Source organism: Flavobacterium sp. FlaQc-52, assembly GCF_044007495.1.
In the GTDB taxonomy this organism is placed as follows: domain Bacteria; phylum Bacteroidota; class Bacteroidia; order Flavobacteriales; family Flavobacteriaceae; genus Flavobacterium; species Flavobacterium cupriresistens.
Genome location: NZ_JBIPCV010000004.1, coordinates 328302 through 353794, shown reverse-complemented (window position 1 = coordinate 353794; position 25493 = coordinate 328302). Strand labels below are relative to the sequence as shown.

The following is a 25493-nucleotide window of genomic DNA, read 5'->3' as shown; positions in this document are numbered from 1 at the left end:
TTAAATTTTCTTAATAAATATTATTTCGTAGCCACTTTAGCAATAACCGCTTTTACAGTATCAATAACTGCTTTTACTGTATCTTTTGCTGTACTATCTGTAGTGTTTGCTTTAGCACCTTCCGCAGGTTTTTCAGCAGCGGCAGCCGCTTTAATATCCTGAGATAAAGTTGTTTTTTCGCTTAACCATTTTTTATAATCTTCAGGAGTATCAACTACCACTTTCATTTGCATGTTGTAGTGTGAAGCTCCACAAATTTTATTACACAATAATAAATAATCAAATGTATAAGGATCTAGAGCGGTACCACCTTTAGCAACTAACTCAAGGCTTTTTTCAGCTCTAAGTTTGTTGATGTGTGCTACTTTTTCAACCATAAATGGCAACTCTCTGTATTCAGCAGTAGTATAAGTAGGAACGAATGCAAATTCAGTAACCATTCCCGGTACACAGTTCATCTGCGCTCTAAAGTGAGGCATGTAAGCGGAGTGTAATACGTCTTGTGAACGCATTTTGAAATGTACTTTTTTACCTTTTGGAATATGCAATTCACTTACAATAATATCATCTTCAGAATTTTTATCTGACATATCAACACCTAAAGTATTAATACCTTCGATCAAACGAACGTTTGCTTTTCCTAAAGTATTATCGTTTCCGGCATATCTTGCTGTCCATTTAAACTGTTGAGCATATAATTCAATTTCAATAACATCTTCATCTTTATCAACAAACATAATGTTGTTCCAAGCATACAATCCGTAAAGGATTAAACAAGCTAAAACTACAGATGGAATAATACTCCACATTGCCTCTAATTTGTTACTGTCAGCAAAAAACAATGCTTTTCTATCTTTATGTCCTCTGTTTTTAAAAGAAAACCAGTATAATAAACCTTGTGTAATAGCCTGAACTATAAAAATTAAAACCCAAGTAATGTTCATTAAACTATCTACTAAAATACCGTGCTCAGAAGCAGGTGTATGAAGTGCTAAATTACCCCATTTTAGTAAACCGTAAATCGTAAATATATATATGAAAGCCAAGAAGCCAAACATAATATATCCTTGAATATTATTATCATTATCAGATGCAACCTGAGAATCGTCAGAAGAAGCTCCTACCTGAGTAAGATCAAATATTCTGGTCAATTGCCATAATGCAACTGCTAATAAAACTAAAACTATAATTACCAACAAACTTGTCATCTGTTTATCTCTTTAAATATTAATAATGAAAATGTTTACTTTCTTCTATGAAAGGATTTCTTTTTGCTAACAAAGGAGATTTAGTTAATGCAGTAAATACAGCAAAAATAAACAAACCTAAGAAGAAAAGAATAGATGCAATTTCAGAAACTCCAATAAACCATTTATCTCCAACAGTACCAGGCATAATCATATTAAAGAAATCAAGGTAGTGACCTAATAAGATTACAACACCAGCCATTACGATAACCCAGCTTAGACGTTTGAAATCAGTATTAATTAATATTAACAATGGGAAAACAAAGTTCATAACAACAGCTCCAAAGAAAGGAAGGTTGTATAATTGGATTCTTGTTACGAAATACGTTACCTCTTCAGGAATATTAGCGTACCAGATCAACATGAATTGAGAGAACCATAAGTAGGTCCAGAATACACTGATACCAAACATAAATTTAGCTAAATCATGAATGTGACTTGTATTTACGAATTCTAAGTATCCTTTAGATTTTAAGTATATAGTAACTAAAGCGATTGTAGTAATACCACTTACAAAGAAAGAAGCGAATACATACCAACCAAACAAAGTACTGAACCAGTGTGGGTCAAATGACATAATCCAATCCCAAGACATGATAGACTCAGATACGATAAAGAAAACTAAAAATCCCGCAGAATAGTTGAAATTCTTTTTGTAGTACAAATCATCATTAGCTTCGTCTTGAGCTAAACAGTTTTTTCTAGAATAGTAACGGTATAAGTTCCATCCTAATAAAAAGATACCTGCTCTAACAATCCAGAAAGGAAAGTTTAAGTAACCTGCTTTACCTGCTATAATAGCATCGTAATTCTCGCTCTTAGGATCTGTTACTCCTTCTCCTAACCATACGAAAATATGATTAAAGTGAAGTCCACATAAAACTAAAATTATAAAGAAAACTACAGAACCTACAGGTAAGTAAGCTGTTATTCCTTGCATAACTCTGAACAAAACCGGAGACCATCCTGCTTGTGCCACTTGTTGGATTGCATAAAATGCTAAAACTCCCATAGAAAGCAACAAGAAGAAAATAGCCGCAACATATAATGCTGACCAAGGTTTGTTTTGCAATTGGTGCAATACGTGTTTTAAATGTTTTTCATGCTCACCGGCACCATCAACTTTAGCATGCTCCCCACCTTCGTGTGAATCATGTGAAGCTTTTGCAACTTCAGGAGAAGCTACTGGAGCTTCTGCGTGTGCAGTATCTGCGTGAGCATCATGTGCTGCTTCTGTAGCTTCATGACCTGCAACTTCAGGAGAAGCTACCGGAGTTTCTGCGTGTGCTGCACCTTCGTGTGAATCATGTGAAGCTGCTGTAGCTTCGTGACCTGCAGCCTCATGAGAAGCTGCCGGAGCTTCTGCATGTGCAGCACCATGAGAACCATGTGCATCTGCAGCTAGTATTTTTTCAACTTCTTGAATATCTTTAGGCGCACTTAAAAAACCATACCCAATCCCTAATAAACCAACGGCCATTAGGATGATAGAAAAAGTTTTTAATTTACTTGAAAATGTATACATATCTATTACGATCAGTTTGTTCAACAATTATAATTGGCTTTTTAGTTTCAGAACATAGTCAGCAACTAACCAACGTTCGTGGGCACTTAATTGATTTGCATGTGAACCCATTGCATTTAAACCATAAGTTTCAACGTGAAAGATACTTCCTTCTGTGATAACTCTGTCTTTATAGCTAGGTACTCCAAGAAATTTTTCTCTTTCAACCAATTTACCTTTACCGTTTCCAGTTGCACCGTGACAACTGATACAGTAAATTTCGAAAAGCTCTTTTCCTTTTTCAGAACTTCTTTCTGCTTCAGTCAAAGGTGATTTTAAATTTGCTTTCGCCAATTCATAACCAGCCGTTGAATTCTCATACTCGTAAGGTTCAAAACCTCTATTGATAGTTCCTTCTACAGGAAGCTGTCCTTCTTTTCCACCTTTAAATATTTTTGCCTCTGTATATGGCTCGTAAGCCACAGACTCATACATATTAGGGAAATACTGATAGTTTGGTGCCGAATTATTGTGGCATGATGAAACTAAAATAGTTATACCAACTAAAAGTGTTATTTTATATATCCTTTTCATAGCTACAATTAATTCTTTTCAATTACTTTAACTTCAACTGCTCCTGTACCTTCGAAAAAAGAAACTAGTTCTGCTTCGTTATCGTTTACAGCAACCTCCATTAAAAAATGGTCATCTGTTGTTCTTACATCAGGATTTTCAGCTTCTTTAAATGGCCATAATCTACTTCTCATATAAAAAGTAATAACCATTAAGTGGGCAGCAAAAAATACAGTCATCTCAAACATAATAGGCACAAATGCCGGCATATTTTGAATGAAACTGAAACTTGGTTTTCCACCAATATCTTGTGGCCAGTCATGAATCATAATATAACTCATCATTGTTGTTGCAACAGAGATACCAACACAACCGTATAAGAAAGCACAAATTGCTAATCTAGTTGGTGCTAATCCCATAGCTTTATCCAATCCGTGAACTGGGAATGGAGTAAAAACTTCTTCAATATGATGATGTGCAGCTCTGGTTTTCTTTACTGCATCCATCAAAATATCATCGTCATTATAAATGGCGTATATTACTTTATTACTCATGATGTGAATCTTTATTTGCTGCTCTTTCTCTAATATAATTATCTCCTGTTCCTTTCAAAATTGTTTTCACCTCTGCCTGAGCAATTACAGGGAATGTTCTAGAGTATAATAAAAACAATACGAAGAAGAAACCAATTGTTCCGATGAAAATTCCAATATCAACAAATGTTGGTGAGAACATTGTCCAAGAAGATGGAAGGTAATCTCTATGTAAAGAAGTAACAATAATTACGAATCTTTCAAACCACATTCCGATGTTTACTACAATCGAAATAATAAATGAAAACATGATACTTGTTCTTAGTTTTTTGAACCACATAAATTGCGGAGAGAAAACGTTACAAGTCATCATTGACCAATATGCCCACCAGTAAGGTCCGGTAGCTCTGTTTAAGAACGCATATTGCTCATATTCTACACCTGAATACCAAGCTACAAATAACTCAGTGATGTAAGCAACCCCAACGATAGAACCTGTAATCATGATTACAATATTCATTAATTCGATATGTTGAAGTGTAATATAAGCTTCCAAGTTTGAAACTTTTCTCATAATGATCAACAAGGTGTTTACCATTGCAAATCCTGAGAATACCGCTCCAGCAACGAAGTATGGAGGGAAAATTGTAGTATGCCATCCTGGAATTACAGAAGTAGCAAAGTCCATAGATACAATAGTGTGTACAGAAAGTACAAGTGGCGTAGCTAATCCTGCAAGTACCAAAGATACTTCTTCAAAACGTTGCCAGTCTTTTGCTCTACCACTCCATCCAAAACTTAGGATAGAATATACTCTTTTATGGAAAGGTGTTATTGCTCTATCACGTAGCATTGCAAAGTCAGGTAACAATCCAGTCCACCAGAATACTAATGATACCGAAAGGTACGTTGAGATTGCAAATACGTCCCAAAGTAGCGGTGAGTTAAAGTTTACCCATAATGATCCAAATTGATTTGGAATAGGTAAAACCCAGTATGCTAACCATGGACGACCCATGTGAATAATTGGAAATAAACCTGCCTGAACTACTGAGAAGATAGTCATAGCTTCTGCAGAACGGTTAATCGCCATTCTCCAACGCTGACGGAAAAGTAATAATACGGCAGAAATCAATGTTCCTGCGTGACCAATACCAACCCACCAAACGAAGTTAGTGATATCCCAGGCCCAACCAACTGTTTTATTTAATCCCCATGTTCCGATACCGGTAGATACAGTGTAAATAATACAACCTAATCCCCAAAGGAAGGCCGTTAATGCGATTGTAAATACAATCCACCAATGTTTATTTGCTTTACCTTCAACAGGTGCAGCTACATCTACTGTTACATCGTGATAAGATTTATCACCTATAACTAAAGGTTTTCTAATGGGTGCTTCGTAATGAGACGACATAATCCTTTATATTGTTTCTAATTAATAATTATTTTTTACTAAACGTTTCTAACTTTAACATGATAGAAAACGTTTGGTTTTGTACCAACATGCTCTAATAAGTGATACATTCTTTCACTTTCAGCAAGTTTAGCAACTTCACTTTCTTTATCATTAACATCTCCAAAAACCATTGCTCCAGAAGAACAAGCAGCTGAACATGCACAAGTATTATTAAATTCATCTTTCGCTACTACTCTTCCTTCACGTTTAGCTTGAAGAATAACCGCTTGTGTACTTTGAATACAGAAAGAACATTTTTCCATTACTCCACGAGAACGAACGTTAACGTCTGGGTTTAATACCATACGACCTAAGTCATCATTCATGTGGTAATCGAATTCACTGTTTTTGTTATACAAGAACCAGTTGAAACGACGTACTTTATAAGGACAGTTGTTTGCGCAGTAACGAGTACCAACACATCTGTTGTAAGCCATATGGTTTTGACCTTGACGACCGTGAGAAGTCGCAGCAACAGGACAAACCGTTTCACATGGTGCGTGGTTACAGTGTTGACACATTACCGGTTGGAAAGCCACTTGCGGGTTATCCCCTGGTTTTTCCATTTCGTTAAATGTAGACAATGAACTAGATAAACCAGCTATATTTTCTTTTCTTTCGTTATCTCCTTCAAAAGTACTTTCAGAAGAATAGTATCTGTCAATACGCAACCAGTGCATATCACGGCTTCTTCTTACCTCTGCTTTACCTACAACCGGTACATTGTTTTCAGCATGACAAGCAATAACACATGCCCCACATCCTGTACAAGCATTTAAGTCGATAGAAAGATTAAAGTGATGTCCTGTAGAACGATCAAATGACTCCCATAAATCAACTGTTGTAGCTTCAACTTCTTCGTGATCTAAAGATACCATTGGTTGTGGATTCCAATGCTCTGCATCTTCAGTATTAAATACCTTAAGAGTAGTTTCCTTAATAATATCTCCTCTACCCATTAATGTTTTCTGACCTTGAACACAAGCAAACTCATGCTCTCCATTTGCCTTAGCAATAGAGATAGTCTGAACACTATTAAAGTTTTTATATAAAGCGTAAGCGTTTAAACCTACTTGCATTTCTTCTTTTAAAGCCGCTTTACGTCCGTAACCTACAGCCATACCAACTGTACCAACTGCTTGTCCTGGTTGAACAATTACAGGAACATTTTCCAACTTAACACCATCAGCTGTTGTAATTGTAGCATAACTACCATTCAAACCACCATTGGCAACGATTTCATTTGTTAAACCTAATTTCTTAGCATCTGCATTCGAAACGGTAACATAGTTATCCCAAGAAACTCTTGTGATTGGATCCGGAAACTCTTGCAACCAAGGATTGTTTGCTTGTTGTCCGTCACCCATACCCGTTTTAGTGTACAATACTAATTCGAAGTCTCCGGCTGCTTTTGATTTAGAAACTGCGGTTGCAGCTGCATTATAATCAAATGAACCAGCAGCTAAAGCAGATGATCCCATTACAAAAACACCATCATGTAAAACTTTGTTCCAAGAAGAACCTACAACAACACCAGCTGAATTAGCTTTGATATAATCATAGAAAGTTCCAGAAATTCCGTTTAACGATAATAAAACGTCTTGAAATTGTTTTGTATTAAATATAGGACGGATAGTTGGCTGAGTCAAACTATACGTTCCTTTTGTTATCATAACATCACCCCATGCTTCTAAGTAGTGAGCAACAGGAGCAGCAATCTTAACAATAGAAGCTGTTTCGTCTTCTTTTAAAGAAAAAGCAACAGACGTATCTACTTTTTTCAATCCCGAAACAAAAGCAGCAGAATCAGCTAATGTGTAAACCGGGTTAACACCACTCATAATTAAAGTATGAACACTACCTGCATTCATATCTTTGATCAACTGAGCAACAACTGCATTAGAACCTTTTCTAATTTGTCTTGTTCCAGCAGTACTAAAAGCTTCACTAGCCAACACTTGGTTGATAGCTAAAACTAATAACTGAGCATTTTTATCTTCAATTCCAGATACTAAGACTCCTTTTGATCCGGCAGCTTTTAATTGCTGAGCAGCTTTCACTACTTCAGCTTTCACTGTAGGATCTAAAGTAACTCCAATAGAAGTACCTGCAATAACATTATATATTTGAACTAAAGCTTGTTTCTGATTTTCAACAGTCATCGAAATACGCTTATCAGCAGCAGCTCCAGACAATGTCATGTTAGATTCGAACTGGAAGTGACGAGACATTGTTCCATTTTGAGGAATACGTCCTTTTGCATATCCTGAATCGTATCCACCACCTTGCCAATCTCCTAAGAAATCAGCTCCAACAGCAACAATTAAAGAAGCTTTTGAGAAATCATAATCAACTAAAGCTCTTTCACCGTAAACTGTTTCGAATGCATCTAAAGCATCTGATGAAGAAACTGCATCATAAACCACATGCTTAGCATTTGGGTTTTTAGCAATAAAATCAGCAATTAATTTTTCAGTAGACGGACTCGCCAAAGTATTTGTCAACAATACCACTTGACCTCCTTTAGCTTTCGCAGCAGCAATCCCTGATTTGATTCTTAAATCAACAGCAGACCAGCTACTATTTTTTCCATCCAATTTAGGTTCTTTCAAACGCATACTGTCATATAATGACAAGATAGACGCGTGAATTCTTGCATTGGCTGAAAACTTAGCTCCGGAAATAGTATTGTTTTCAATTTTAATTGGACGACCTTCACGAGTTTTCACTAAAAGGTTAGCAAAATCAAAACCATCAAAAACAGTAGTTGCATAATAATCTGCAACACCAGGAATGATTTGTTCCGGTTGTAACACATAAGGTATAGACTTGTGAACAGGGCCTTCGCAAGCTGCTAGCGTTACGGCTGCAGTACTAAACCCTACGTACTTTAAAAAGTCACGACGTGAAGTTCCAGATGAAGCTAATGCATCAGCATTACCTAAGAATTCATCTGTTGGAATTTCTTCAACAAATTCGTTATTTCTAAGCGCCTCAACAATAGAACTATTTTCTAGTTCCTCAACACTTTTCCAGTATTTTTTGTTTGATGACATTGTATATAAATATTAAAATCTTAATAATTCGATTAATAGTGGCATTTACCGCATTCTAAACCTCCCATTTGCGCTGCAGTCAATTTCTCTACACCGTATTTTTTAGAAAGTTCAGCATGAATTTTATCATAGTAAGCATTTCCTTCCATCTTAACATCAGTTTTTCTATGGCAATCAACGCACCATCCCATTGTTAATTTAGAGTATTGCTTCATGATTTCAAATTCTTGTACTGGTCCATGACAAGTTTGACACTCAACACCTGCAACAGAAACGTGCTGTGAGTGATTGAAATACACAAAATCAGGTAAATTATGAATACGAACCCATTTTACTGGTTGTGTTTTTCCGGTATAAGCTTGTTTTGCTTTATCCCATCCAACTGCATCATATAATTTTTGAATTTGAGCATCGTAGAAAGCCTTGCTGTACTCAGGAGTAGCAGTAGTTTCAGCAACTTCAGAAATGTTTTTATGACAGTTCATACAAACATTCAAAGAAGGAATACCAGCTGTTTTACTCACACGAGCAGCAGAGTGACAATATTTACAATTGATCTCATTATCACCTGCGTGAATTTTATGAGAATAATGTATTGGTTGAATTGGCTCATAATTCTGGTCAACACCTACCTGCATCAGGTAACCGTATACAAAATAACCACTTGCCAATAGCAAAAATATAGAAGTTACTAAAACCAAGAATTGGTTTCTGGCAAATGCTTTCCAGATTGGAGTTCTTGCTTCTTTTGGAGCTACTACAATACCATTATTACTTGCTACTTTAGTTAATACTTTGTTCACCATGAACAACATCACAACCAAGATAGCCATCACAAGAGCAAGAGCACCTAAAATAATATTATTTGAAATTCCGCTTCCACCATCTTGAGGACCTGATGGCAATGCAGTTGCAGTACCAGGAACCGGCTCTGCTTTCTTTTCAGAAGTATACGCTAAAATATTATCAATATCACCTTCTGATAATTGAGGAAAAGAAGTCATTACAGACTTGTTGTTTTCTTCAAAAAGTTTTACTGCTACAGCATCACCTGACTTAATCATGTCAGAACTGTTGTGCACCCACTTGTAAATCCAAGCTTTATCATGCTTATCGGCAACTCCCCTCAAAGCGGGACCTGTTGATTTGGCATCTAATTTGTGACATGCAGCGCAATTTGCATTAAAAAGTTCTTTCCCTTTTACTGGATCACCACCTGCAGTTGCAGCCGGAGCAGCAGCTTCAGGCGCTGCAGGAGCAGCAGCATCTTGAGCAAATGAAGTTAGGGAGAAAATCAGCGTTAGCGATAAGCTAAGCATTAATTTTCTTGAGATCGAATTATGGTTACCCACCTTTTTCATATAGTATAAAATTATCTACTAATTTTTTGGTATGATTTTTTCTGTAACAAAAACAGCAAAAACCGAACACCTTCTTTTAAAACTTGCACAAAAATACGACTTATGAACTATTCTCAAAACCTTAAAATACCCTTAAATACCAATTTATATCAATTCTAAATAAAATTAAAATTTTCCACACAAACATTAAATACTATTTTTGCATAAAAACTATCACATTATGAGAATTTTAACTCCCTCCAAAAGAGTCTACCTAACACTAACAATGATCACTTTAGCTTATAACATTAATGCTCAAGACCAAAATTTAACCTTAAATCAGGACCCGAAATTTGAGCAATTACTGAACGACAAACGCAAAATTAACACATCAATAAGTACAAACGACACCTATAGAATTCAAATTTTTAGTGGTAAAAGTGATGAGGCTAAAAAAACACTTACAGATTTCAAGAAGGAATACAACACTATTGACGGAACGATAATTTTCAACACGCCAAACTACAAGGTAATCGTTGGGAATTTCAAAACAAAAATTGAAGCCGAACGCAATTTGGCAGAGATCAAAAAACGATACAAAAGTGTCTTTTTAATCAAACCGGGAAGATAGTAACAGCTAAACAGAAAAAACAAAAACCACTTTTTAAGTGGTTTTTTCTTTATAATCAAAAACGGATCTTATAGACTGTAGTATAGTCTCTTTTATTTCAAATTATTAAGCTCGTCTTGCATTCGATCACGTATCACTCCCTTTGGCACACAATCAAACAGAGGCCTTAAATCCATAATTAAATAAAAATCTATCATAACTTACTTTTTAATTATACATATCAATGTAATCTGTCACTACTTATAAATAAGGAAAATAACCACTTCCATATTAAAAGAATTCCTTGACAGATTTCGAGTCCTGTAAGAGTATTCCCCTTACATCTGTTGCGTAAAATTCAAAACAACCATCTGTCATCTGCGCATTAATTAGTGATTTACCTGTTCTTAGATCAAAAATATGCCCACGGATTGCAACACTCTTTGCTTCTTTCAGCAAAGTATCAACGGTTTCTGCTTTACTTTCGAATAGACCTTTAGCCACCGTATAAGCACCTTTGTTATTGGTCGACATAGTTTCTTTTTTGAAGAAGAACATCCAACCAGAACCAAAATAAGCAACCTTAAAATAGTTTTACATTTCTTCATAATAAAAATAATCAACAACCTACCTTTTTACCTTTTTGAGCTTTTGACTTTCCTTTCATATCTGTACCCTATAACCCGATGTTAACGGCATCGGAAATTCTTTTTCTTTCTACTTCAGGCAATGCCAAAAAAGACTACCGTTTCTTCAAGACCATCCCAAGCCATATCTTGGCAAAACTGATTCTCTAATTCATATCCTTCACTAAGACCATAAAGTTTATACAGCAGCATCTACTAAACTTACAGCTTTAGTAATTTCAGCATGTTTCCTTTGGTTCAAAGAATGTCTTTTACCCCATATTTCTATCATTATTGGATAATTTACATTTCGTACCCAAAATATGTTAATGGGTGTGAATTGACCTCTGTAACATTGTTTTTTACCCAAGATAACTCCGTAGCATTAGAAATAAGAAAACACCAAACACTGTTCTAATACCTCTCGTTTCGTTATAGGAATCAGCCAATGTATGTCCAGGAACATCAGGACTTGTCAATCCTTGCTCCATAGTCGAACTATTATTCTGCGATCTTATAAATTGATAACTCATCCTTAAGCATGGATCATTTCCAAGAAGCAGAACAGATCTGCTACGACCAGATATGATAACCTTCCTTAACGGTATAGAATCTATTGCACTAGCCTGCTCCAGATCATAAACCCCGGAAACAGTCCCTTCATCAATTTTAAAACCACTCAGCACCTCACCTTCCAGATTCGTAGTGGTATTGGCAATATTTAATTTGGTAGTTGTATTCGTTAAATCAATTTGCTCTAATAATATCAGATCAATTTTCAAATTATTACACAATAAGTATTTTCTGACAATCAATATGTAAACGAGGGACAAAAAATTATATGTATCACAAAATCGGCAAAATCAACATAATCATCATATACCATTAAACAAAAAAAAAGTCTCAATTTTCATTGAGACTTTAAAATATAAAGGATGCTTTTAAACCAAAAAACGAAATTAGTTGACTACCCTAATTCCATCAGCCAAAAAACGAATTTCCTCTTTTGGAGCCGTAATAGCATCTATTTCCGATTGTGCTTTTTTAGCATCTTTTGCATAATGTTTCAGTTCTTCCACCGAGGTGATTTTCTTCTCAGCAACACCTTCTAAAACAACATTTTTACCTTTCAGACTGGTTGGTACAAAAAAAGCATACTCTTTCATTTTTACAAAAAAGGGAGAGCCGTCTTCTGTTTTAATGGTCAACCAACATCCTCTCTTTTCGCAGACATCCGTTACCAATCCTTTCACAGCAACATTTTCAACCTTTTTCGTATTCTTTAATCCACTTTCGAGTTTTTCAACCGAGATAGCTTTGCCCTCAGACACTTTAGAAACATTAGCTCCATAATAATCCCCAACTAAAGCATTTCCTGCCGGCGGAGCTTTTTTTTCTACAGCTTCCTGCGAAAAGCACAAGCTGGAAAGACACAAAGAAAGTAGTACTGAATATAGTAATGGTTTCATAGTTAAATAATTTTAGTTAAAAATAACACTAAAATCTGACATAAGGCAAGTATTATTTTAACTAAAAACCAACTTCAAAAACCGGATTTCTCTTCGGTAAACGCCAAAAAAAAAGTCCCAACAAAAGTTGGAACTTTAAACTATAAGTATTGAATTTTATTTCAATTTCTTTTTGATTGCTACCTCATGGTAAGCTTCAATAACATCTCTTTCTTCGATATCATTGTATCCTTTAATCTGGATACCACAATCGTAACCTTTAGAAACTTCTCTTACATCATCTTTGAAACGTTTCAATGCTACAAGTTCACCTGTATGCACTACTACACCTTCTCTGATAACTCTGATTTTAGAAGTTCTCATGATCTTACCGTCCATCACCATACATCCTGCAATAGAACCAACTTTAGAAATTTTGAAAATCTCACGGATTTCTGCAGTTCCTAAAATCTCTTCTTTCATCTCAGGAGCTAACATTCCTTCCATCGCATCTTTCAAATCATCGATAGCAGCGTAGATAATAGAGTAGTAACGGATATCGATTTCTTCTTTATCTGCAAGTTGTCTCGCATTTCCAGCAGGACGAACGTTAAATCCAATAATGATCGCATCAGAAGCAGAAGCCAACATAACGTCAGTCTCTGTAATGGCTCCAACACCTTTATGGATAATGTTAATTTGAATTTCTTCTGTAGAAAGTTTAGAGAACGAATCTGATAATGCTTCAACAGATCCATCAACGTCTCCTTTAAGGATTACGTTCAATTCTTTAAACTGACCAAGAGCAATACGACGACCAATCTCATCAAGAGTAATATGACGTTGTGTACGTACCGATTGTTCACGCATTAATTGAGAACGTTTAGAGGCAATTTGTTTTGCTTCTTTTTCGTCTTCAAAAACGTTGAATTTATCACCGGCAGTAGCCGCACCATCTAAACCTAAAACAGAAACCGGAGTTGAAGGACCTGCTTGTAAAACAATATGCCCTCTTTCATCATGCATTGCTTTAATCTTACCGTGGTGTTTACCAGCCAACATATAATCTCCTACTTTTAAAGTTCCGTGTTGAACTAAAATGGTAGAAACGTATCCTTTTCCTTTATCTAAGAAAGCTTCTACTACAGTTCCCTGCGCTGCTTTGTTAGGATTAGATTTTAAATCTAAAATTTCTGCTTCTAATAAAACTTTTTCTAATAGTTCTTTTACTCCTGTTCCTACTTTTGCAGAAATATCATGTGATTGAATTTTTCCACCCCAGTCTTCAACAAGTAAATTCATACTAGCCAAACGTTCCTTGATCTTCTCAACGTTCGCATTTGGTTTATCAATTTTATTGATTGCAAATATAATTGGTACTCCCGCAGCTTGTGCGTGAGAAATTGCTTCTTTTGTTTGTGGCATGATATCATCATCTGCCGCCACTACGATAATTGCAATATCGGTAACTTGAGCTCCACGTGCACGCATCGCGGTAAACGCCTCGTGACCCGGTGTATCTAAGAATGCGATTTTCTGACCATTATCAAGAGTCACTCCATAAGCTCCAATGTGCTGTGTAATACCTCCCGACTCACCAGCGATAACATTTTCTTTACGGATATAATCCAGTAAAGAGGTTTTACCGTGATCGACGTGACCCATTACTGTAACAATCGGCGCTCTTGTAACTAAATCTTCTTCTTTATCTTCAACAACTTCTATAGCCTCTTCGATATCAACTGTGATAAACTCAACTTCGTAACCGAATTCATCAGCCACAATAGTTAATGTTTCAGCATCCAAACGTTGGTTCATGGTAACCATGATTCCAAGTGACATACAAGTTCCAATTACTTTGGTAATCGGCACATCCATCATGATTGCAATTTCACCTACTGTAACGAATTCTGTAACCTTAATTGTTTTACTTCCTTCGTCGATAGCTCTTTGCTCATCATCAGATTTCTGACGGTGCGTTTCTCTTTTATCTCTTCTGTATTTAGCAGCTTTCGATTTTCCACCTTTCCCTTGAAGTTTTTCAAGAGTCTCTCTAATTTGGTTTTTTACTTCCTCTTCAGTAGGCTCTACTTTAGCTACAATTGCAGGACGGTTTCCTTTTACGAAACCAGGTCTAGCACTTCTGTTAGCATTAAAACCTCCTCCACCAGTATTTGGTGTAATTTTATTAGGATTTGGTGTTCCCGGTGCATTACCTGTTGCAGGTTTTGGTGCTCCCGGTGTACCTGGCTTAGGTGCAATTCTTTTACGCTTATTTTTGTTAGCGTTATTTCCTGCACCCGGAGCTCCCGGTTTATTAGGTGTTATTTTCGGATCTTCTTTCTTCTTCTTAGGTTTGTTAAATTGAGATAAATCAATTGTCTGACCTGTAAGTGTCGTTCCTGATAACTTTTGATATTGAGTAGTGATTGTCTCTTCTGCAGTTGAAGGATCCGTTGATATAATCGGTTCCTGAGCTACTTTCGGAGCTTCCACTTTCACTTCTTTCACTTCTTTTTTCTCTGTAATAATAGGTTTTTCAACTTTGTTCTCAGAAACTACAGGAGGAGCCACTACTACCGGCTCAGGCTGTACTATTTCTTTTTCTTTCTGAACAGGTTTTTCCTCTTGAGATGGAGTAGCAACAACAACTTTAGGTTCTTCAGCTTTCACTGGTTCCTCTGAAGGAGCAGAAACAATTGCAGGTTTCTCAGGTTTTTTTGGATTCAAATCAATTTTACCCACTTGAACAGGTCCTGTCACAACAGCTCTCGCTTTAATGATCTCTTGTTGTTTTTGACGCTCTTCGTCTTGTCTGCGTTTGTCTTCAATTTCTTTCTCACGCTCTACACGTAATGCTTCTTTCTCTTTTCTCTTCTCTTCTCCTACCTCTTTAGAAGCTTCCTTATTCCCCTTATCGCCCGCAAATTGGCTTTGTAGGATATTAAATTCGCTATCAGAAATTTTTGCATTCGGATTTGCGTCAATAGCAATTCCCTTATCTTTTAGATAATCAACAGCTCTTTCTAACGAAATATTTAATTCCCTTAAAACCTTGTTTATTCTTATTACTCTCTCTTCAGACATATAACCTTTTTATTATTACCTTTTTCGTTGTGTTGTTAGAGCAGATAACTAGCTATCAAACTCTTCTTTTAGTATTTTCATAACATCAAGAATAGTTTCCTCTTCAAGATCTGTTCTTCTTACTAAATCTTCTACTTCTTGTTTCAAAATACTTTTTGCAGTATCTAAACCTATTTTAGCAAATTCTTCAATTACCCAGCCTTCGATTTCATCTGAAAATTCTGTTAATTCAACATCATCTTCATCTGCTGTTGCACCTGCAACGTCTCCTTCACGAATTACATCCAATTCGTAACCTGTCAACTGACCCGCTAATTTTATATTATGACCACCTCTACCGATAGCTTTAGAAACTTCTTCTAATTTCAAGAAAACTTCAGCTCTTTTGTTTTCTTCATCAATTTTGATAGAAGAAACTTTTGCAGGGCTTAATGCTCTTGTAATAAACAATTGAATATTGTTTGTATAGTTGATTACGTCAATATTTTCGTTTCCTAATTCACGAACAATTCCGTGAATACGAGATCCTTTCATACCAACACAAGCTCCAACAGGATCGATTCTGTCATCATAAGAATCTACCGCTACTTTTGCTTTTTCACCAGGAATACGAACTACATTCTTAACTGTAATCAAACCGTCGAATACTTCCGGAATTTCTTGTTCAAATAATTTCTCCAAGAACTTTTCAGAAGTTCTTGACATGATAATTTGAGGCTTATTTCCTTTTAATTCAACGCTTTCAATAATTCCACGAACATTATCTCCTTTACGGAAAAAGTCAGATGGAATTTGTTTTTCCTTCGGAAGTACAATCTCATTTCCTTCATCATCTACCAAGATTACAACTCTTGGACGCACGTGATGTACTTCTGCGGTGTAAATATCGCCAATAATATCTTTAAATTGCTTATAAAGATTCGTATTATCGTGTTCGTGAATTTTAGAGATCAAGTTTTGACGCAAAGCCAAAATAGCTCTTCGCCCTAAATCAATCAATTTAACCTCTTCAGAAACTTCTTCACCAATTTCAAAATCCGCTTCGATCATTCTAGCTTCAGTCAAGGTAATTTCTTCGTTCTCAAAGTCCAGATCTTCATCAGCAACGATTACTCTTCTTCTCCAAATCTCCATATCTCCTTTGTCAGGATTAATGATAATATCGAAGTTATCATCAGAACCGTATTTTTTCTTTAATGCATTTCTAAACACGTCCTCTAAAATTGCCATAAGCGTTACACGATCAATAAGTTTATTATCTTTAAACTCTGAGAATGAATCGATTAATGCTAAATTTTCCATGCGAATTCTTTAATTAAAATGTTACTGTAACAATTGCCTCTTTAATTTCTGTATAAGGTATTTGTTGCTCTTTTTGAACTGTTTCTTTTCCTTTTCCTACTTTTTTCGGTTCTCTTGCTTCCCAAGACAAAATTATAAAAACATCGTTAGCTTCCACTAATTCTGCCTCAATTTTTTCATTATTTGTAGTAACAATCAACGTTCTACCAATATTTTTCTTGTATTGTCTTGTCATTTTCAAGGGTGATCCAACACCAACCGATGCTACTTCAAGAGAAAAATCCTGTTCTTCACGATCCAGATTATTCTCGATTGCACGACTAACATCAATACAATCCTGCAACGCTACTCCATTATCCCCGTCTAAACCTACACTAACCTTGAAAGAATCCGAAATAGACAAATCAATCAAAAAGATTGATGGCTTTTCCTGAAGAGCTTCTGAAATTAATGTGTTTACTTTTTCTTTAAATGTCATAATTTTATAAAAAGAGGGGACACTTAGTCCCCTCATTATTTAGATTTTAATAAATAACGGTGCAAATATAGTGTTTTTTTTATAAATCAAAATAAATAGATTGCTCTAAAAATATTTCTTATCTTTATGTAGCATAAAACACAAGAGATTATTCCTACTATCTAACCCAAAAAACTATGAAACGAATTTTAGTACCTACCGACTTCTCAGAACATGCAGAAGACGCTTTAAAAGTCGCTGCACAAATTGCCAAAAAAAACAATTCGGAAATCATTGTATTACACATGCTCGAGCTGCCGCATCAAATGAATGACGCAATTACAGGGGGCGCAAGCATTCCCGAAACCATGCTTTTCATGAAAAAAGCAAATCAAATGCTCGATGAAATCTCCAACAGACCCTACCTTGACGGAGTTAGTGTGACCGAAATTGTAAAAATGGACAAACCCATCCACGGCATCACACAAGTAAGCAAAGATCACGAAATAGACCTAATCATAATGGGATCACACGGCTCTTCAGGTGTCGAAGAATTACTAATAGGATCCAACACCGAAAAAGTAGTACGCAATTCCGAAATCCCTGTTTTAGTCATCAAAAAAGACATTTCAAATTTTAATGCAGCAAACATTGTCTTTGCTTCTGATTTTTCTGAAGAGACCAAAAAACCTTTTGAAAAATTCTTAAATTTCACCAAATTCTTTGACTCAACCATTCATTTGGTCACTATTTGTACTCCAAACAGCTTCAAACCAACTCATGTTATTCAAAAAGCGATGAACGAATTTATCGCCGAATTTAATATGACCAATTACTCCACAAATATCTACAACGATACCAATATCGAAAAAGGAATTTTAAACTTTTCGAACACCAAAAACGCAGACGTTATTGCAATGTGCACACACGGAAGAACCGGATTTGCTCATTTTTTCAACGGAAGCATCAGCGAAGGACTAGTCAATCACGCTGTCAGACCTGTTATAACTTTCAAAATCTAAACAGCTCAAAAAAATTAAAGCTGACAGGTTTTAAAAACCTGTCAGCTTTGATCCATAATTTCTATTGTGATTTATTTTATTCACTTTCGCTCGAATCTCCTTCATCAAGAGAACAAACGAAGCACCTAATCTTTTTTTAAACTTTACAGCTTTGCGACTTTGCGAGATTTCCACTAAATTCAAACACAACACTAAAAAACTTCTCACTTGAGCGTTTTTTTTGAATAAAAACTATAAGTTTTGAATTCTCCATTAAAACCGACCTAAACACCTCAAAAACTAAAGCTGGTTTTAAAAACCTGTCAGCTTTGACCCATAAAAATAATAGAAAACAATTTTGCCGTACAATATTATTTTCGGAAAGAGAAATCACACTGATGCCCCGACAAAAACCAGTGCTCTTCTACACCGAATTCCTATTGTGATTTCTCATTCCTCGAAAGAACAAACCGTGCGTGTATCGTACAAACGGAGCGTTTTTTTTTAAAACAGACTAAATCCCCTCCTATTCCAGACTTGGAATTTGGAATTTCAAAAATTGGAATTTGAGAAAGATTTGGAATTTTGAGATTTGGAATTTCAAGAAATTTTGTTGCATAAAAAAAGCCTCTCAAATTGAGAGGCTTCTTATGTTGGTCTACAAGGACTCGAACCTTGAAAGACTGCACCAAAAACAGTTGTGTTACCATTACACCATAGACCAGCAGTGCTGTTAAGCGAGTGCAAATTTAAAACTTTTTTTAGTTTACACAAACTTTTTTTAAAAAAATTTATTCCATAAAAAAAGCCTCTCGATTGAGAGGCTTTTATGTTGGTCTACAAGGACTCGAACCTTGAAAGACTGCACCAAAAACAGTTGTGTTACCATTACACCATAGACCAGCAGTGCGGTTAAGCGAGTGCAAATTTAGAGCTTTATTTAGTTTGCACAAACTTTTTGGGCAAAAATTTTCATTTTTTTTCGTTTTTTCTCCTTTAAAACTGCTAATGTTTTCGCAAGTATTTCACCAACAACAGATTACTTTAACCAAATAGTTTTCTAGATTTTTTTGTTAATGCTCTATTCTTTACACAAAAAAACATTTTCTTTGTAGGATAGAAAACATCTAAAATTATAACACCTAAATATGGCACAATTCAATTTCAATAAATGGAATACAATTATTGGTTGGTTTGCATTTGCAATCGCTTTAATCACCTACACACTAACTGTTGAACCTACCATGAGCTTTTGGGATTGTGGCGAATATATCGCTACAGCAGCTAAACTAGAAGTTGGTCACCCACCCGGAGCTCCTTTATACCAAATGATGGGTGCGTTTTTTGCCATGTTTGCAACAGATAACCAACATGTAGCCTTAATGGTCAATATGATGTCTGTTTTCTCCAGTGCATTCACGATTCTATTTTTGTTTTGGTCTTCTTCTATGATCCTGAAAAAAATCATAGCCCGTTTTTCCGAAATCAATCAAAATAATTCAATTGTTATCCTAGGAAGCTCTTTTATCGGAGCCCTGGCTTTTACTTTTTCAGATAGTTTTTGGTTTAACGCTGTTGAAGCCGAAGTTTATGCAATGGCCTCTTTGTTAATTGCTTTACTTTTTTGGCTTGGCCTACGTTGGGAACAAGACATGGACAAACCTAAAGGAAACAAATGGTTATTGGTTATCTCTCTCGTTATTGGTCTTTCTTTTGGAGTCCACTTTATGGCTTTATTAACCATTCCGTCAATAGGATTTCTATACTATTTTAAACATTACGAAAAAGTTACCATCAAGAACTTCTTAATTGCCAATGTTGTAGTTATTGGAGTATTGTTGTTTATTTTCAAATTACTCCTTCCGCTAACCATGGCGTTCTTCGGTAAAACCGAAATATTCATGGTAAACAGCATGGGACTTCCTTTTAACTCCGGAACCATTTTTGTTGCTTTACTATTAATTGCTTTCTTTTATTTTGGGTTAAAATTCACCAAACAAAAAGGCCTGATTTTCTATAACACCATCATTCTTTGCATCTTGTTTATTTTAATAGGATTCTCAACCTGGATGATGTTACCGGTTCGTGCTAACGCAAATACGGTAATCAATGAAAACAAACCATCAGATGCTACTGAAGTTTTAGCGTATTACAATCGTGAACAATACGGTGTAAATCCGTTGTTCTACGGACCACAATACACAGAAGTTTTTGCAGGTTTAGACGCTAAAACACCTTATTTAGACAAAAAACCGAACTACGAAAGAGATTATAAAACTGGTAAATACATCATTACCAACAACTATAAAAACGCAGAACAAAATACGGACGACAATCAAAAAACCATACTACCAAGAATGTGGAGCACCGAACCGGGACACATTGAGAATTATATTGGTTTCACACACCCTCCGGGCTTCAAGATAAACCCAAATTATCCTTACGAAGATGATTTGGCAAAATATGGCATAGACGCCAGTCAATTAAGCGAAGAGGAATACAACAAAGCTACTGCTCAATTGCGTAACGAAGTTGAGAAAACGATTTCTGAATTCAGAAAAGCATATGCTCAAAAACAAATTGACAACGAAGGCTACGTAAAATTCCTGAAAAGCTACGGCGATTACTTAATTATCGAAAAACCAACAGCTTCTGACAACTTCTTTTTTATGTTTGAATATCAATTCGGATATATGTACGGAAGATACCTGATGTGGAATTTCGCCGGACGCCAGAACGATGTTCAGGGGAAATACGACAATCTGGACGGAAACTGGATTAGCGGAATCAAAGCCCTTGACTCCATCCACCTTGGTTCTCAGGACAACTTACCTACAGATGTACTAAACAACAAAGGAAGAAATACGTACTTCTTCCTGCCTTTCATCCTGGGACTTATCGGACTTATGTATCATGCGAACAGAGACCTTAAAAGCTTTTACGTTCTTTTGGCCTTATTCTTATTTACAGGAATCGCATTAAAAATTTACTTAAACGAAAGACCTTTTGAGCCCCGTGAAAGAGATTATGCTTTGGTAGGATCGTTCTATGTGTTTGCTATCTGGATTGGCTTTGGAGTCTATTCGCTGTACGAAACGATTCAGAAATACATAGCTCCAAAAATCGCCGGACCAGTAATTATTGCTGCGACTTTCCTTGCCGCTCCTGTTTTAATGGCTTCTCAAAACTGGGACGATCATGACAGATCAGGTAAATATACTGCTGTAGCAATGGCAAAAGCTTATTTGACTTCCTGCGACAAGAACGCTATTTTATTTACAATTGGAGACAACGATACTTTCCCATTATGGTATGCCCAGGAAATCGAAGGTGTACGAACAGATGTAAAAATTGTCAATACAAGCCTTTTCATGACGGATTGGTACATTGATCAAATGAAAGCCAAATCGTATGAATCTGACCCATTACCAATCTCTTTTACACATGCTGAATATGTAGGTGATAAACTGGATTATGTGGCTCACATTCCAAAAATAGAAACGCGTTGGAATATTAATGACTTCATCAGCTTTATTAAAAATCCAAAATCAACTGTAGGTTTACAAAACGGGCAAACGATTCATTTTTACCCAACTAATAAAATCAGAGTTACCGTTGACAAAGACTTAATTATCAAAAATAAAGTCGTTAATCCAAAATACAATGATTCTATCGTTCCTTATATGGACATTGATATCAAAGGAAGCGCGTTATACAAAAATCGTTTGATGATGTTGGATATCCTGGCTAATAACAACTGGAAAAGACCAATCTACTTTAGTGGTGGTGCTTTTGACAGTGAAGATTACTTATGGCTAAAAGACTATTTACAATTAGACGGAATGGTTTATAAATTAGTTCCGGTAAAAAATACTGCTTCAAAAGAAGGCGGACCATTAGACATGGGACAAATTGATGCTGACAAAATGTATGATATTGTAATGAAATGGGATTGGGGCAATAGCGAAAGCGACAAAATCTATCACGATCCTGAAACAAGAAAAAACAGCATCACATACCGCACAAACTTATCTCGTTTAATGAACCAATTGATCGCTGAAGGCAAAATTGACAAAGCAAAAAAAGTCATTAATTTAGCTATGACAAAAATGCCGATCGATAAATTTGGTTATTATTCGTTAGTTGAACCTTTTGCCGGTGGCTATTATAAAGTTGGCGAAACAGCAAAAGCACATGATTTGCTAACTAAACTAGTACAGAAATACAAAGAAGATCTGAACTATTATGCCACATTAAGCGCTTCTGACCAAACGGACTTAGCTATTGATATTATCACTGATATCGAGCGTTACAGAAGCTTATTGGAGGTTATGAAAAACAACAACGACATCACTTTCTACGAAAAACATAAAGTAACTTTTAACACTTACGTAAATGTTTTCGAACGTTTCGGAAGAGAAAAAGAATAATATACGAAAAATTTAGCAATTAAAAAAATGCAGTGCTGTTTGATAAATAGCACTGCATTTTTTAATTTTACATATCTCTAAATCATTTTACAATGAGCTTTTATTGGGTAAAAACAAATTCATTTATAAAAAGGGTATTTTCTAAATATTGCTGGGACATTCCCAATAACGAAAAGAAGATATACCTCACCTTTGACGACGGCCCTACTCCGGAGATTACGGATTGGGTTTTATCTGAGTTGAAAAAGTTTGATGCCAAAGCCACTTTTTTCTGTATCGGAAAAAACATAAAAGCAAATTTGTCGTTATTTGAGAAATTGATCACAGAAGGACACTCCATTGGAAATCACACGATGAACCACGTAAACGGATGGAAAATTCACACGAATGATTATATCGAAAATGTTAAAAATTGCGCACACGTACTAGAAGAACAGGAAAAAACAGGTAGTCGTCTGCTTTTTCGTCCTCCTTACGGGAAAATCAAAAAAGCGCAATCTAAAATTCTACGCAAACTAGGCTATAAAATAGTAATGTGGGATGTTCTGAGTGCTGATTTTGACCGTTCTATTACTCCTCAAAAATGTCTGGAGAATGTTACGAAAAATGTAAAGTCAGGAAGTGTGATTGTATTTCATGACAGCATAAAGGCTTCACCGAATTTAAAATTCGCCTTGCCTAAAACCTTGCATTTTTTAAAAGAAAATGGATATACGTTTGATATTATTCACTAAATAACAGCAAACCGTGTGTAGTATTACATATCGAATTGTTCCTGCACAATACCAATGATAGTATTTGCATCAAGCTCACCTGACTGCCTCCAAATCATCTGACCTTCTTTATAGATCATCAAAGTCGGAAGTCCTTTTATACGAAGTGCCTCCGCCAGTTCCTGATTTTTATCTACATCAATTTTGATTACTTTGGCCTTATCACCAAGCGCAGCGGCAACATCCTTAATAACAGGATGCATAGAAACTGACGATTCATTCCAATCTGTGTAAAAATCGATTAACACAGGGACCTGAGCATTTATTAGTTCTCCAAATTTTGACATAAAACCAAAAATTTAATTTTTTTAAATCTACTAAAAAGAGATAAATATTTTACAAATGTAGCATTTTTACTTAACTAAGCGACATTGTTACCTTTTTTTAGTTCAATGACCGTTATTTCCGGCATGATACCCACTCTTCCGGGATAAGCGTGAAAACCAAAACCGCGGTTCACATAAACATACCTGCCTACCTCTTCATATAAGCCAGCCCATTGTTTATAGATGTACTGTGCTAAACTCCATTTAAAATATCCCGGTATTTCAATACCAAACTGCATGCCATGTGTATGACCTGACAGCGTTAAATGAAAGTTTTTAGGATGATTCTTTATTTCATATTCCCAATGGCTTGGATCATGACTCATCAGGACTTTAAAATCGTTTTGATCTACGTGCTGTGAAGCCTTGTTTAAATCGCCTGCTTTTTTAAAATTCTTTCCCCAATTCTCAACACCAACTAAAGCGATCCTATCCTCCCCTTTCTGAATAAAAGTGTGCTCATTCAGTAAAAGTTTAAATCCAATCTGGTTATATAATTCTTTTATCGCATGAAAATTATCATCCTTTTCTTTTTCAGAAGGCCAAGTCACGTACTCCCCGTAATCATGATTTCCTAAAACCGAAAATTTCCCGTATTTGTAACTTTTTATTTTATTAAAAGTCTCCAGCCAGGGATGCATTTCTGTTGCATGCGTGTTCACAATATCACCTGTAAACAAAATCATATCTGCTTCTTGCTCATTGATCAGATCAACCGCGTAGCTGATTTTCTCAGGATTGTCAAAACTTCCGCTGTGTACATCTGAAATCTGAGTGATCTTAAAACCATCAAAAGCCTCCGGAAGATCCGGAAAAAAGATGGTCTGTTTGATTACTTTATAATTATACTTTCCTTCAAAAATTCCATAAATCAAAGACAGAAAAGGAACTGCTGCCAACCCTAAACCAATCTGACTGATGAATTTTCGCCTCGAGGGAAGAATATTTGTTTCATTTGAATTTTCTACAAAATAGTTAACTGCTCCTGCACCTAATCTAAAAACGTCTTCTCCTAATAAAACCAACGTAATTACAATTTTAGGCACATAAATCAACAACATCAGGCCAGTTGTAAACATGAATTGCTTCGTTTGTCCAACGGAACGATCTACTTGCGAAAAAGAGTAAATGATAAAAATTAAAAGCAGTAAACTTATAATTTGATAACTAACCAAAACCCATCTTAATTTAATTAAAGTACGGATGGCTTGGTAAGAATAGAACTCAATAAATAAAAAAAGAGCGCAAAGAATTACAAAACGAATGATCATTAGTTATAGTTTTAAGCAAAGTAACAAAGAATGGATTTTTTATTGCTTTTTATTATCAAAAATTTAACTCAAATATAAATTAAAAGGCCGACAAATTTCTCTGTCAGCCTTTTAATCTACTTAAAATTTATCCCTATTAACCATTTCATAAACCAAACCAAAAGCCATGAAATTACAATAAAAACGACTTATAATTATTTCATTTCTGTTTTAGACGCTGCTGGTTTAGCTTCTGTTTTTTTCGCTTTTTTATCTGCTTTTTTCTCTTTTTTAGGCGCTTTTGCTTCTTTTACCGGAGCTGTTTGTGCCGGGGCTGTTTGAGCGTTTACCATTCCTACTGTTCCTAAAACTGCTACTGCTAAAATTGCTAATTTTCTCATGACTTTAAATTTATAGATTATTATTATTTGATTATTTATAGACCAAAGATATAATCACTAAATGAAGTTT

General features: G+C 35.5%; 20 protein-coding genes and 2 tRNA genes. 4 read left to right on the top strand and 18 right to left on the bottom strand.

Features of this window, described 5'->3' with window-relative positions:
- Positions 1 to 20: 20 nt before the first annotated feature.
- The 7 genes from ACHRV5_RS10210 to ACHRV5_RS10180 are packed head-to-tail and all read right to left on the bottom strand — an operon-like array spanning position 21 to position 9733.
- Entirely contained in the window at positions 21 to 1208 is a 1188-nt protein-coding gene (locus tag ACHRV5_RS10210) for a cytochrome c oxidase subunit II (RefSeq protein ID WP_047773095.1), read from the bottom strand.
- Between the two features lie 19 nt (positions 1209 to 1227).
- A complete protein-coding gene (locus ACHRV5_RS10205; RefSeq protein WP_395426662.1) occupies positions 1228 to 2772 on the bottom strand; it encodes a quinol:cytochrome C oxidoreductase in 1545 nt (514 codons plus the stop codon).
- Positions 2773 to 2799: 27 nt separating this feature from the next.
- Entirely contained in the window at positions 2800 to 3345 is a 546-nt protein-coding gene (locus ACHRV5_RS10200) for a cytochrome c (RefSeq protein WP_047773093.1), read from the bottom strand.
- Positions 3346 to 3353: 8 nt separating this feature from the next.
- Positions 3354 to 3878 (bottom strand): DUF3341 domain-containing protein, encoded by a 525-nt coding sequence (locus tag ACHRV5_RS10195; RefSeq protein ID WP_041516373.1) that lies wholly within the window; start codon positions 3876 to 3878, stop codon positions 3354 to 3356.
- Positions 3871 to 5274 (bottom strand): NrfD/PsrC family molybdoenzyme membrane anchor subunit, encoded by a 1404-nt coding sequence (gene nrfD, locus ACHRV5_RS10190; RefSeq protein ID WP_047773090.1) that lies wholly within the window; start codon positions 5272 to 5274, stop codon positions 3871 to 3873. The genes ACHRV5_RS10195 and nrfD overlap by 8 nt, the downstream gene beginning before the upstream one ends.
- A gap of 38 nt (positions 5275 to 5312) precedes the next feature.
- Positions 5313 to 8372, bottom strand: a complete 3060-nt coding sequence (locus tag ACHRV5_RS10185; protein ID WP_395426660.1) for a TAT-variant-translocated molybdopterin oxidoreductase — start codon at positions 8370 to 8372, stop codon at positions 5313 to 5315.
- Positions 8373 to 8404: 32 nt separating this feature from the next.
- On the bottom strand, positions 8405 to 9733 hold the full coding sequence (locus ACHRV5_RS10180; protein ID WP_395426658.1) for a cytochrome c3 family protein: 1329 nt from the start codon (positions 9731 to 9733) through the stop codon (positions 8405 to 8407).
- A 220-nt stretch (positions 9734 to 9953) separates the two neighbouring features.
- Here ACHRV5_RS10180 and ACHRV5_RS10175 point away from each other — a divergent pair, with 220 nt between their 5' ends.
- Positions 9954 to 10343, top strand: a complete 390-nt coding sequence (locus tag ACHRV5_RS10175; protein ID WP_047773085.1) for an SPOR domain-containing protein — start codon at positions 9954 to 9956, stop codon at positions 10341 to 10343.
- 270 nt (positions 10344 to 10613) lie between these two features.
- Here the strand turns inward: ACHRV5_RS10175 and ACHRV5_RS10170 are convergent, their stop codons facing one another.
- From ACHRV5_RS10170 to rimP, 6 genes are all read right to left on the bottom strand, one after another.
- On the bottom strand, positions 10614 to 10856 hold the full coding sequence (locus ACHRV5_RS10170) for a hypothetical protein (protein ID WP_395426657.1): 243 nt from the start codon (positions 10854 to 10856) through the stop codon (positions 10614 to 10616).
- 454 nt (positions 10857 to 11310) lie between these two features.
- Entirely contained in the window at positions 11311 to 11781 is a 471-nt protein-coding gene (locus ACHRV5_RS10165) for a hypothetical protein (RefSeq protein WP_395426656.1), read from the bottom strand.
- Between the two features lie 126 nt (positions 11782 to 11907).
- Positions 11908 to 12417: a DUF4920 domain-containing protein gene (locus tag ACHRV5_RS10160; RefSeq protein ID WP_047773080.1), complete on the bottom strand. Its 510-nt coding sequence runs from the start codon at positions 12415 to 12417 to the stop codon at positions 11908 to 11910.
- 156 nt (positions 12418 to 12573) lie between these two features.
- Positions 12574 to 15483, bottom strand: coding sequence for a translation initiation factor IF-2 (gene infB, locus ACHRV5_RS10155; RefSeq protein WP_395426655.1), 2910 nt, complete (start codon positions 15481 to 15483; stop codon positions 12574 to 12576).
- A gap of 48 nt (positions 15484 to 15531) precedes the next feature.
- Positions 15532 to 16785, bottom strand: coding sequence for a transcription termination factor NusA (nusA, locus tag ACHRV5_RS10150; RefSeq protein ID WP_017498147.1), 1254 nt, complete (start codon positions 16783 to 16785; stop codon positions 15532 to 15534).
- A gap of 13 nt (positions 16786 to 16798) precedes the next feature.
- Complete coding sequence (gene rimP / locus ACHRV5_RS10145) at positions 16799 to 17263, bottom strand: ribosome assembly cofactor RimP (protein ID WP_230004514.1); 465 nt, start codon at positions 17261 to 17263, stop codon at positions 16799 to 16801.
- 176 nt (positions 17264 to 17439) lie between these two features.
- Between rimP and ACHRV5_RS10140 the strand changes: the two genes are divergently transcribed.
- Positions 17440 to 18264, top strand: coding sequence for a universal stress protein (locus ACHRV5_RS10140; RefSeq protein WP_395426654.1), 825 nt, complete (start codon positions 17440 to 17442; stop codon positions 18262 to 18264).
- A 632-nt stretch (positions 18265 to 18896) separates the two neighbouring features.
- Here ACHRV5_RS10140 and ACHRV5_RS10135 read toward each other — a convergent pair.
- Together ACHRV5_RS10135 and ACHRV5_RS10130 are read right to left on the bottom strand one after the other, a co-directional pair.
- Positions 18897 to 18967 (bottom strand) — tRNA-Gln (locus tag ACHRV5_RS10135).
- 108 nt (positions 18968 to 19075) lie between these two features.
- A tRNA-Gln gene (locus ACHRV5_RS10130) sits at positions 19076 to 19146 on the bottom strand.
- 245 nt (positions 19147 to 19391) lie between these two features.
- On the opposite strand from ACHRV5_RS10130, the gene ACHRV5_RS10125 reads away from it, so the two are divergent.
- On the top strand, positions 19392 to 22673 hold the full coding sequence (locus ACHRV5_RS10125; RefSeq protein ID WP_395426653.1) for a DUF2723 domain-containing protein: 3282 nt from the start codon (positions 19392 to 19394) through the stop codon (positions 22671 to 22673).
- Positions 22674 to 22765: 92 nt separating this feature from the next.
- Positions 22766 to 23407 carry a polysaccharide deacetylase family protein gene (locus ACHRV5_RS10120; RefSeq protein ID WP_047773072.1) on the top strand — a complete coding sequence of 214 codons (642 nt, stop codon included), beginning with the start codon at positions 22766 to 22768 and terminating at the stop codon, positions 23405 to 23407.
- A gap of 23 nt (positions 23408 to 23430) precedes the next feature.
- Here ACHRV5_RS10120 and ACHRV5_RS10115 read toward each other — a convergent pair whose 3' ends face one another.
- The 3 genes from ACHRV5_RS10115 to ACHRV5_RS10105 all read right to left on the bottom strand — a co-directional run bounded on the left by ACHRV5_RS10115 (position 23431) and on the right by ACHRV5_RS10105 (position 25423).
- Positions 23431 to 23733 (bottom strand): co-chaperone YbbN, encoded by a 303-nt coding sequence (locus ACHRV5_RS10115; RefSeq protein WP_047773070.1) that lies wholly within the window; start codon positions 23731 to 23733, stop codon positions 23431 to 23433.
- A gap of 74 nt (positions 23734 to 23807) precedes the next feature.
- On the bottom strand, positions 23808 to 25043 hold the full coding sequence (locus ACHRV5_RS10110; RefSeq protein ID WP_395426652.1) for a metallophosphoesterase: 1236 nt from the start codon (positions 25041 to 25043) through the stop codon (positions 23808 to 23810).
- 194 nt (positions 25044 to 25237) lie between these two features.
- On the bottom strand, positions 25238 to 25423 hold the full coding sequence (locus ACHRV5_RS10105; RefSeq protein ID WP_395426651.1) for a hypothetical protein: 186 nt from the start codon (positions 25421 to 25423) through the stop codon (positions 25238 to 25240).
- Between the last annotated feature and the right edge of the window lie 70 nt (positions 25424 to 25493).

Excerpts from the sequence above, each read along its gene's own strand:
- ACHRV5_RS10210 (WP_047773095.1), bottom strand. The coding sequence starts at position 1,208 with ATGACAAGTTTGTTGGTAATTATAGTTTTAGTTTTATTAGCAGTTGCA.
- ACHRV5_RS10205 (WP_395426662.1), bottom strand. The coding sequence starts at position 2,772 with ATGTATACATTTTCAAGTAAATTAAAAACTTTTTCTATCATCCTAATG.
- ACHRV5_RS10200 (WP_047773093.1), bottom strand. The coding sequence starts at position 3,345 with ATGAAAAGGATATATAAAATAACACTTTTAGTTGGTATAACTATTTTA.
- ACHRV5_RS10195 (WP_041516373.1), bottom strand. The coding sequence starts at position 3,878 with ATGAGTAATAAAGTAATATACGCCATTTATAATGACGATGATATTTTG.
- nrfD (WP_047773090.1), bottom strand. The coding sequence starts at position 5,274 with ATGTCGTCTCATTACGAAGCACCCATTAGAAAACCTTTAGTTATAGGT.
- ACHRV5_RS10185 (WP_395426660.1), bottom strand. The coding sequence starts at position 8,372 with ATGTCATCAAACAAAAAATACTGGAAAAGTGTTGAGGAACTAGAAAAT.
- ACHRV5_RS10180 (WP_395426658.1), bottom strand. The coding sequence starts at position 9,733 with ATGAAAAAGGTGGGTAACCATAATTCGATCTCAAGAAAATTAATGCTT.
- ACHRV5_RS10175 (WP_047773085.1), top strand. The coding sequence starts at position 9,954 with ATGAGAATTTTAACTCCCTCCAAAAGAGTCTACCTAACACTAACAATG.
- ACHRV5_RS10170 (WP_395426657.1), bottom strand. The coding sequence starts at position 10,856 with ATGTCGACCAATAACAAAGGTGCTTATACGGTGGCTAAAGGTCTATTC.
- ACHRV5_RS10160 (WP_047773080.1), bottom strand. The coding sequence starts at position 12,417 with ATGAAACCATTACTATATTCAGTACTACTTTCTTTGTGTCTTTCCAGC.
- infB (WP_395426655.1), bottom strand. The coding sequence starts at position 15,483 with ATGTCTGAAGAGAGAGTAATAAGAATAAACAAGGTTTTAAGGGAATTA.
- nusA (WP_017498147.1), bottom strand. The coding sequence starts at position 16,785 with ATGGAAAATTTAGCATTAATCGATTCATTCTCAGAGTTTAAAGATAAT.
- rimP (WP_230004514.1), bottom strand. The coding sequence starts at position 17,263 with ATGACATTTAAAGAAAAAGTAAACACATTAATTTCAGAAGCTCTTCAG.
- ACHRV5_RS10140 (WP_395426654.1), top strand. The coding sequence starts at position 17,440 with ATGAAACGAATTTTAGTACCTACCGACTTCTCAGAACATGCAGAAGAC.
- ACHRV5_RS10125 (WP_395426653.1), top strand. The coding sequence starts at position 19,392 with ATGGCACAATTCAATTTCAATAAATGGAATACAATTATTGGTTGGTTT.
- ACHRV5_RS10120 (WP_047773072.1), top strand. The coding sequence starts at position 22,766 with ATGAGCTTTTATTGGGTAAAAACAAATTCATTTATAAAAAGGGTATTT.
- ACHRV5_RS10115 (WP_047773070.1), bottom strand. The coding sequence starts at position 23,733 with ATGTCAAAATTTGGAGAACTAATAAATGCTCAGGTCCCTGTGTTAATC.
- ACHRV5_RS10110 (WP_395426652.1), bottom strand. The coding sequence starts at position 25,043 with ATGATCATTCGTTTTGTAATTCTTTGCGCTCTTTTTTTATTTATTGAG.
- ACHRV5_RS10105 (WP_395426651.1), bottom strand. The coding sequence starts at position 25,423 with ATGAGAAAATTAGCAATTTTAGCAGTAGCAGTTTTAGGAACAGTAGGA.